The 8399-nt window shown below is 62.0% G+C and carries 6 protein-coding genes; all 6 read left to right on the top strand.

Translation table 11 applies throughout. The features are described 5' to 3' along the window. Positions 1–147 precede the first annotated feature (147 nt). The 6 genes from PHS32_RS17625 to PHS32_RS17600 all read left to right on the top strand — a co-directional run bounded on the left by PHS32_RS17625 (position 148) and on the right by PHS32_RS17600 (position 8385). Complete coding sequence (locus PHS32_RS17625) at positions 148–2247, top strand: 3-hydroxyacyl-CoA dehydrogenase NAD-binding domain-containing protein (protein ID WP_301080392.1); 2100 nt, start codon at positions 148–150, stop codon at positions 2245–2247. Positions 2248–2313: 66 nt separating this feature from the next. Beyond that, complete coding sequence (locus tag PHS32_RS17620; RefSeq protein ID WP_301080390.1) at positions 2314–3807, top strand: M20 family peptidase; 1494 nt, start codon at positions 2314–2316, stop codon at positions 3805–3807. A gap of 79 nt (positions 3808–3886) precedes the next feature. Then, positions 3887–5062: an acetyl-CoA C-acyltransferase gene (locus PHS32_RS17615; RefSeq protein ID WP_301080389.1), complete on the top strand. Its 1176-nt coding sequence runs from the start codon at positions 3887–3889 to the stop codon at positions 5060–5062. 139 nt (positions 5063–5201) lie between these two features. Further along, positions 5202–7061 carry an acyl-CoA dehydrogenase gene (locus tag PHS32_RS17610; RefSeq protein WP_301080388.1) on the top strand — a complete coding sequence of 620 codons (1860 nt, stop codon included), beginning with the start codon at positions 5202–5204 and terminating at the stop codon, positions 7059–7061. Positions 7062–7139: 78 nt separating this feature from the next. Next, positions 7140–7931, top strand: a complete 792-nt coding sequence (locus PHS32_RS17605) for an SDR family oxidoreductase (protein ID WP_301080387.1) — start codon at positions 7140–7142, stop codon at positions 7929–7931. 25 nt (positions 7932–7956) lie between these two features. Continuing rightward, complete coding sequence (locus tag PHS32_RS17600; RefSeq protein WP_301080386.1) at positions 7957–8385, top strand: PaaI family thioesterase; 429 nt, start codon at positions 7957–7959, stop codon at positions 8383–8385. The last annotated feature ends 14 nt before the right edge of the window (positions 8386–8399 follow it).

Genomic DNA, 8399 nt, shown 5'->3' with positions numbered 1-8399 from the left:
CGCAACGACAACTACATCCGCAAGGAATGGCTGGAGGTTTGAGGACCTTGGCCCTCCCGTGACAAAACCCGCTTGAAGCGGGAACTTTAGTTCTTACAATTCGAAAACCGAACGACCGTACTATTTTCATTTGCTAGGAATGCCCCAATGACTGCTGAATACAAAGTGGATGGCGCCATCGCCGTCATTACCCTGAACAATCCTCCCGTCAATGGCCTCGGATTGGCAACCCGGCAAGGCATCACGGACGCCCTGGCCAAAGCCAATGCCGACGCGGCCGTCAAGGCGATCGTGATCACCGGCGCCGGCAAGGCATTCTCGGGTGGCGCCGACATCAAGGAGTTTGGCAGCCCCAAAGCGATGCAGGAGCCCAACCTGCTGAGCGTGATCCTGGCGATCGAGAACTCGGCCAAACCGGTGCTGGCGGCAATTCACACCGTTTGCATGGGCGGCGGCCTGGAGCTGGCGCTGGGTTGCCACTACCGCATTGCGGCGCCCGGCACCAGCGTGGCGCTGCCCGAAGTCAAACTGGGCTTGTTGCCAGGTGCCGGCGGCACGCAGCGCCTGCCGCGCGCCCTGGGCGTCGAGCCGGCGCTCAACATGATTGTGTCGGGCGAGCCGGTCAAGAGTGAAATGCTGGCCCTGCTGCCGGGGCAAAAATTGTTCGACAAAATGGCTGCCTCCGCCGAGTCCCTGGCCGCCGAAGCGCTGGCCTTTGCCGCAGAAGTGGCGGCCCAGCGGCCGCTGCCCTTGGTGCGCAACCTGCCGTGCAAGCACCCCCAGGGCGATGCCTACTTCCAGTTTGCGCGCAACATGGTCAAGGGCATGTCGAAAAACTTCCCGGCGCCGGGCAAATGCGTGGACGCCGTCCAGGCCGCCACCAAGGGTAAATTTGAAGCCGGCATGAGCACCGAACGCGAGATCTTCATCAACCTGATGTGGACGCCCGAAAGCAAGGCGCTGCGCCATATCTTCCTGGCGGAACGTGCCGCCTCCAAGATACCCGATGTGCCAGCGGATACGCCGCAGCGTGCCATCGACGCGGTGGCGGTGATTGGTGCCGGCACCATGGGCGGCGGCATTGCGATGAACTTCCTGAACGCCGGCATTCCCGTGAAGATCCTGGAAATGAAGCAGGAAGCGCTGGACCGCGGTGTTGCCACCATTCGCAAGAACTACGAAGCGCAGGTCAAAAAAGGCAAGCTCAAGCAGGACAAGTACGAACAGCGCATGAGCCTCTTGAGCACCACGCTGAGCTACGCCGACCTGAAGGACGCCGACATGGTGATCGAGGCCGTGTTTGAAGAAATCGGCGTCAAGGAGGCGGTCTTCAAGGAACTCGACCGGGTTATGAAACCGGGAGCCATTCTGGCCTCCAACACCTCCACCCTGGACCTCAACAAAATCGCTTCCTTTACCCAGCGTCCGCAAGACGTGGTGGGTTTGCACTTTTTCAGCCCGGCCAATGTGATGAAGCTGCTGGAAGTGGTGCGCGGCGCCAAAACCGCCAAGGACGTCATGGCCACGGTCATGAGCCTGGCCAAGAAGATCAAGAAGACCGCCGTCGTGTCGGGCGTCTGCGACGGTTTCATCGGCAACCGCATGATCGAGCAGTACGGCCGCCAGGGTGGCTTCCTGCTGGACGAAGGCTGCACGCCGGCGCAGGTTGACAAGGCGATCGAGAAGTTCGGTTTTGCCATGGGCCCGTTCCGCATGAGCGACCTGGCCGGCAACGACATCGGTTGGGCCATCCGCAAACGCCGTTACCTTGAGAAGCCGGACATGAAATACAGCAAGACGGCCGATTTGCTGTGCGAAAAAGGGCGCTTCGGCCAGAAGACCGGTGCCGGCTGGTACGACTACGTGCCGGGCAAACGCGATGCGATTCCGAACGCCGAAGTCGTCAAGATGATCGAAGAGCACCGCAAGGCGCTGGGCATCACGCCACGCAAGATTTCCGATGAAGAGATCGTGCAGCGTCTGGTCTACTCGCTGGTCAATGAAGCGGCGCATATTCTCGAAGACGGCATTGCCTCCAAGGCCAGCGACATCGACATGGTCTATCTGATGGGTTACGGCTTTCCGATTTACCGCGGCGGCCCGATGAACTATGCGGATCAGGTCGGCTTGTTCAATGTGGTGCAGGCGATGAGCCGCTTTGCCCAGAATCCGCTGGACGATGCCAAGTTCTGGCAGCCCGCGCCGCTGCTGGCGCGCCTGGCGGCCGAAGGGAAGACCTTCAACTGATCCGAAACCTGGCTTGGCTGAGCGCAACGGCGCAGTGGCCGAGCCTATTTATTGAAGAGGAGTCCCATGCTCAAGAAGCTTTCGTTGGGTTTGTTGGCAGTCGTTCTCCTGCTGGCGGCCGTACTGGCCTTCAACACCTGGCGCAAGGGTTCGCGCCAGATCGACGTCGCTCCCGTGGCGAAGCTGCAGGTTGACGAAGCGGGCGTGGCGGCACGGCTGTCGGAAGCGGTACGCCTGCGCACCATTTCGTCGCGTGACGACGCAGCGCTCAATGCCGATCAGTTCGCACAATTGCACAAGCTGCTGCAGGAACGTTTCCCGAAAGCCCACGCCCAGCTCAAGCGCGAAGTGGTGGGTGACCTGAGCCTGCTCTACACCTGGCAGGGCAGCAATCCGAAAGCGCAGCCGATCTTGCTGATGGCGCACCAGGATGTGGTTCCGGTGGCGGCCGGCACGGAAAAGGATTGGGCGGAAGAAGCGTTTTCCGGCAAAGTGAAAGATGGTTTTGTCTGGGGCCGCGGCGCCTGGGATGACAAGGGCAACCTGATGGCCCAGATGGAGGCCGTCGAGCTGTTGGTGGCGAGCGGCTACCAGCCGGAGCGCACGGTCTATCTGGCCTACGGTGCCGATGAGGAGATTGGCGGCATGCGCGGCGCGGCCCGTATTGCGGCCTTGCTCAAGGAGCGTAACGTCAGGCTTGATTTTGTGATCGACGAAGGGCTGTTGATTACCGAGGGCGTGCTGCCCGGCCTGAGCAAACCGGCCGCGCTGATAGGGGTCGCGGAGAAAGGCTATCTGTCGGTGGTGCTGAAGATGGCGGCGGTGCCCGGCCACTCCAGCATGCCGCCGCCCAAGGGGACCAGCGCCATTGCCATGATGAGCGCGGCGCTGAAACGCATCGACGACGAGCAGTTGCCGGGTGGTATTCGGGGCGTTGCCGGTGAGATGTTTGCCACCATAGCGCCCGAGATGAACGGTTTTTCCAGGGTCGCTCTGTCGAATCTGTGGCTGTTTGGCCCGATGGTGCAGAAGCAGCTCGAAGCCGGCGCCAGTACCAACGCCATGTTGCGCACCACCACGGCCTTGACGATCGTGAACGCCGGTAACAAGGAGAATGTGCTGCCGGGACGGGCCGAGGCCACGGTCAACTTCCGCTTGCTGCCGGGGGACACCAAGGAACAAATCATGGAGCGCATGAAAGGCCAGGTCAAAGCCGCCACCGGTAGCGAAAAATTTGAACTTTTCGCCTTGCCCGGCGCAGTCGATGCGTCCAAGGTGACGCCTACCGATTCGGCCCAATATGCCTTGCTCAACCGCACCATTCGCGAGGTGTTTCCGGGCACCCTGGTGACGCCCGGTTTGATGATAGGCGCTACCGATTCGATTCACTTCGGCGACATCAGTGATCATATTTTCAAGTTCTCGCCGGTGCGTGCCAAGCCCGAAGATCTGCCGCGTTTTCATGGCACCAACGAACGCATAGCGGCGGCCAATCTGGCCGAGTTGATCCGTTTTTATCACCGTCTTCTGACGGTAGGCGCGAAAGCACCTCAATCTTGAAATACTTGAAACCTTGCGGGACAGACCGCAGCGGCAAGGCCGCCAGCTCTGTCCTCAACACTTTAAAAGGAAGTTTGCCATGACCTCAGCCGTAATTGTTTCCACCGCCCGCACGCCGCTCGCCAAGAGCTGGAAGGGTTCTTTCAACATGACGCATGGCGCCACGCTGGGCGGGCATGCGGTCCAGCATGCGATTGCCCGGGCCGGCATTGAAGCCGCGGAAGTCGATGACGTGATCATCGGCTGCGCCACCCCTGAAGGCGCCACCGGCGCCAATATCGCGCGCCAGATCGCACTGCGCGCCGGTTGCCCGGTGACCACCTCGGGCATGACAGTGAACCGTTTTTGTTCCTCCGGTCTGCAGACCATTGCACTGGCTTCGCAACGCGTCATGGCGGGCGAAGGCGACATCTACGTGGCCGGCGGCGTCGAAGCCATCTCCTGCGTGCAGCAGGAAATGAACCAGCACATGCTGCAAGACACCTGGCTGGTGAAAAACAAGCCCGAGATCTACTACAACATGCTGCAAACCGCCGAGATCGTGGCCAAGCGCTACAACATCAGCCGCGAAGCGATGGACGAATACGGCGCCGCCAGCCAGCAGCGTGCCAGCGCGGCGCTGGAAGCGGGCTTGTTTACCGCGGAGATCGCTCCGATTACGGTGACCATGGGCGTCGCCGACAAGGTGATGGGCCTGAGCACGAAACAGGTCACGGTCTGCCAGGACGAGGGCATTCGCGCCGGCACCACCGTGGAAGGCATACGCGGTCTGCGCTCGGCGGTGCCGGGCGGCTTGATCACGGCCGGTAACGCCAGCCAGTTCTCGGACGGCGGCGGCGCGGTGGTGGTGATGCACGAATCGGTGGCGCAGAAAAAAGGCTTGCAGCCGCTGGGTCGTTTTCTGGGCTTTGCGGTGGCCGGTTGCGAGCCTGACGAGATGGGCATAGGCCCGGTCTTTGCCATCCCCAAGGTGCTGGCGCGCCTGGGGCTCAAGATCAGCGATATCGACTTGTGGGAACTCAATGAGGCGTTTGCCGTGCAAGTGATTTATTGCCGCGACCGCCTGGGCATTCCGAATGATCGTCTGAATGTCAATGGCGGCGCCATCGCGGTCGGTCATCCCTATGGCGTGAGCGGCCAGCGCTTGACCGGCCACGCCTTGATCGAAGGCAAGCGCCGTGGCGCTAAGCGCGTTTGCGTCACCATGTGCATCGGTGGCGGCATGGGGGCGGCGGGTATTTTTGAGGTGCTGTAGCTGGTGCTCGGCGGCGGCTTGCAATAGCTGTCATTGCGGGCTTGACCCGCAATCCATGGATGCCGGATGTTGAAACCCGGACCTGATCCGGGGCCGGCATGACGGTTTGATTGGCTCTTTTTTTCGAATGGATACGAGCATGTCACTGCGTCCTACCCTTGATTTTCTTTTGTACCAGTGGCTTGACGCGCAAAGCCTGAACCAGCGGACCCGTTTCGCCGACCATTCGCGCGAAACCTTCGATGCTGTGCTGGACACCTGCGAGCGCATTGCGCGTGAAAAATATGCGCCCTTCAACCGCACCGTCGATGTCGAGGAACCTCGCTTTGACGGCGAAAAAGTGATCCTGCCGCAGGCCACGCACGATGCGCACAAGGCTTACGCTGCATCAGGCATGCCGAGCGCCGCACAGGACTACGAGATGGGCGGCATGCAACTGCCTTACACCATAGAGGCGGCGGCCAATTCATTCTTTGCCTGTGCCTCGGTCAGCATCGGCTCCGGCCTGTTGACCACCGGTAACGCCAATTTGCTGATGGTGCACGGCACACCGCTGCAAAAGGAAGTGTTTGCCAAAAACGAGTTCTGCGGCCGCTTCTCGGGCACCATGTGTCTGAGCGAACCTCAGGCCGGCTCCAGCCTGGGCGATATCGCCACCCGCGCTGTCCCTGACGATGGCCCTTCGGTAGCTGCGGATGGCGGCGTGCCGTGGCAAGCCGACCCGCTGGGGCCACGCTACCGGCTGACCGGCAACAAGATGTGGATCTCGGCCGGCGAGCATGAGCTTTCGGAAAACATCATCCACCTGGTGCTGGCCAAGATCCCGGGGCCGGACGGCAAGCTGATGGCCGGCACGCGCGGCATCTCGCTGTTTATCGTGCCGAAGAAACTGGTCGACAGCGCCGGCCAACTCACCGGCGTGCGCAACGACGTGGCGCTGGCCGGTCTGAATCACAAGCTGGGCTGGCGCGGCACCGTCAACACCTTGCTGAACTTTGGTGAAGGCAAGTACCCGGTCGGCGGTCAGGCCGGGGCGCTGGGATACCTGGTGGGCCAACCGGGTGAGGGCTTGCGCTGCATGTTCCACATGATGAACGAGGCCCGCATCGGCGTCGGTATCGCCGCCACCATGCTGGGTTTGGCGGGTTATTACGCAAGCCTGGACTATGCCAAGAACCGGCCGCAGGGACGGCCTCTGGCGGCGGCCGGCAAGGATGCATCGCAGCCGCAGGTTCGCATCATCGAACACGCCGACATCAAACGCATGCTGCTGGCGCAAAAATCCTATGGCGAGGGCGCGCTGGCGCTGGAACTGTACTGTGCCCGGCTGGTCGACGAACAACACACCGGCACGCCCGAGGCCGCCGATGAGGCGCGTTTGCTGCTGGAGGTGCTCACCCCCATCGCCAAGAGCTGGCCCAGCGAATGGTGTCTGGAAGCCAACTCCCTGGCGATCCAGATTCACGGCGGCTACGGTTATACCCGCGACTTCCCGGTAGAGCAGTACTGGCGCGACAACCGCCTGAACATGATTCACGAAGGCACGCACGGCATCCAGGCGCTGGACTTGCTGGGCCGCAAGGTGTTGATGGAAGACGGGCGCGGGCTGGCGCTGCTGGGTGGTCGCATCAACGCCAGCATCCAGCGTGCCGCCAAGATGCCCTCGTTGGCGGCCCACGCCGAGGCGTTGGCGCAGGCCTTGCGTCAGGTCGGCAGTGCCACCCAGGCGGCCTGGGCCACCGGCAAGCCGTCAGATGCGCTGGCCAACGCCGTGCCCTATCTGCAAGCCTTCGGCCACACCGTGCTGGCCTGGATCTGGCTCGATGTGGCGGCAGCGGCGCTGGCCGGCGACGCTGCGCAGTCCATGGCTGCCAGCGTCGGCAGGCTGGCGGCGGCACGTTATTTTTATCACTACGAGCTGCCCAAGATCGGGGCCTGGCTGGGGGTGGTGGAAAACCGCGATCTGACTTGCGCCGGGGTGCCCGAAGACGCTTTCTGATATCACGCGCGGGACACGGAAATGGGCGCTGCTGGCGGCACAATGTGCCACTCAATTCGCTATCCATCAGGAGACCCCATGACCCGTACCATTCAACAACTTTTTGACCTCGGCGGCAAGACCGCCCTGGTCACTGGCGGCTCGCGCGGCCTGGGTTTGCAACTGGCCCATGCACTGGGCGAAGCCGGTGCCCGGATCATGCTCAGTTCACGCAAGGCGGAAGACCTGGAGCAGGCCTGCGCCGAGTTGCAGGCGGCCGGCATCGACGCACGTTGGATTGCCGCCGACTGCGCCAAGGACGCCGAGCTGCATCGCCTGGCCGATGAGACGCTGGCGCGCATGGGCGATGTCGACATCCTGGTCAACAACGCCGGTGCCGCCTGGGGCGCGCCGGCGGAAGACTATCCGATCGAGGCCTGGGACAAGGTGATGAACCTCAACGTGCGCGGCTACTTCATCCTGAGCCAGCGCATTGCCAAGAAGAGCATGATTGCGCGCCGCCAGGGGCGCATCATCAACGTCGCCTCGATCGCCGGTCTGGGTGGCAATCCGATCGGCATGAACACCATCGCCTACAACACGTCCAAAGGCGCGGTGATCAATTTCACCCGCACGCTGGGTGCCGAATGGGGCAAGTACAACATCACGGTCAACGCCATCTGTCCGGGCTTTTTCCCCAGCAAGATGACCATGGGCACGCTCAAGGCCTTGGGCGAGGAAAAGCTGGCGGCGCATGCGCCGCTGCAACGTCTGGGCGACGACGAAGACCTGAAGGGTTTGTGTGTGCTGTACGCGTCCGACGCCGGCAAGCACATCACCGGCCAGTGGCTGGCCGTCGACGGCGGCGTCAGTGTCGTGACGGGTGGCTAGAACCGTGACCGAGGAGAATTTCGGCATGGGATTTGGCGTTGCCATTCCCTTCGTCAACCATCTGGGCTTTGAGCTGGTGTTGTTCGACGGAGGGTTCTCCGAACTGGCTTACGCACCCAAGCCGGAGCACCTCAATTCGTTTGCCGTCACCCATGGCGGGGCTCTGATGACCTTGCTGGACGTCACCATGGCGGTGGCCTCGCGCAGCGTGCAAAAAGACATGGGGGTGGTCACCATCGAGATGAAGACCACTTTCATGCAACCGGCCCGCGGCAAACTCACCGGCAAAGGCCGTTTGATGCACCGTACTGCCAGCATGGCTTTTACCGAAGGCACCGTTTTCGACGAAGATGGCAAAGCCTGCGCTCACGCCACTGGCACCTTCAAGTACGTCAGGCGCTTGCCGACCGGACCCAGAAGCGCCAACCCGCTGAACGTGATTGCTACCGATTGATATTTTTTCAGGAT

This window comes from Rhodoferax sp., from assembly GCF_028714215.1.
In the GTDB taxonomy this organism is placed as follows: domain Bacteria; phylum Pseudomonadota; class Gammaproteobacteria; order Burkholderiales; family Burkholderiaceae_C; genus Rhodoferax.
Note: the sequence above shows the minus strand (reverse complement) of the source record. Positions and strands in the feature narration are given on the sequence as shown.

Excerpts from the sequence above, each read along its gene's own strand:
- PHS32_RS17625 (WP_301080392.1), top strand. The coding sequence starts at position 148 with ATGACTGCTGAATACAAAGTGGATGGCGCCATCGCCGTCATTACCCTG.
- PHS32_RS17620 (WP_301080390.1), top strand. The coding sequence starts at position 2,314 with ATGCTCAAGAAGCTTTCGTTGGGTTTGTTGGCAGTCGTTCTCCTGCTG.
- PHS32_RS17615 (WP_301080389.1), top strand. The coding sequence starts at position 3,887 with ATGACCTCAGCCGTAATTGTTTCCACCGCCCGCACGCCGCTCGCCAAG.
- PHS32_RS17610 (WP_301080388.1), top strand. The coding sequence starts at position 5,202 with ATGTCACTGCGTCCTACCCTTGATTTTCTTTTGTACCAGTGGCTTGAC.
- PHS32_RS17605 (WP_301080387.1), top strand. The coding sequence starts at position 7,140 with ATGACCCGTACCATTCAACAACTTTTTGACCTCGGCGGCAAGACCGCC.
- PHS32_RS17600 (WP_301080386.1), top strand. The coding sequence starts at position 7,957 with ATGGGATTTGGCGTTGCCATTCCCTTCGTCAACCATCTGGGCTTTGAG.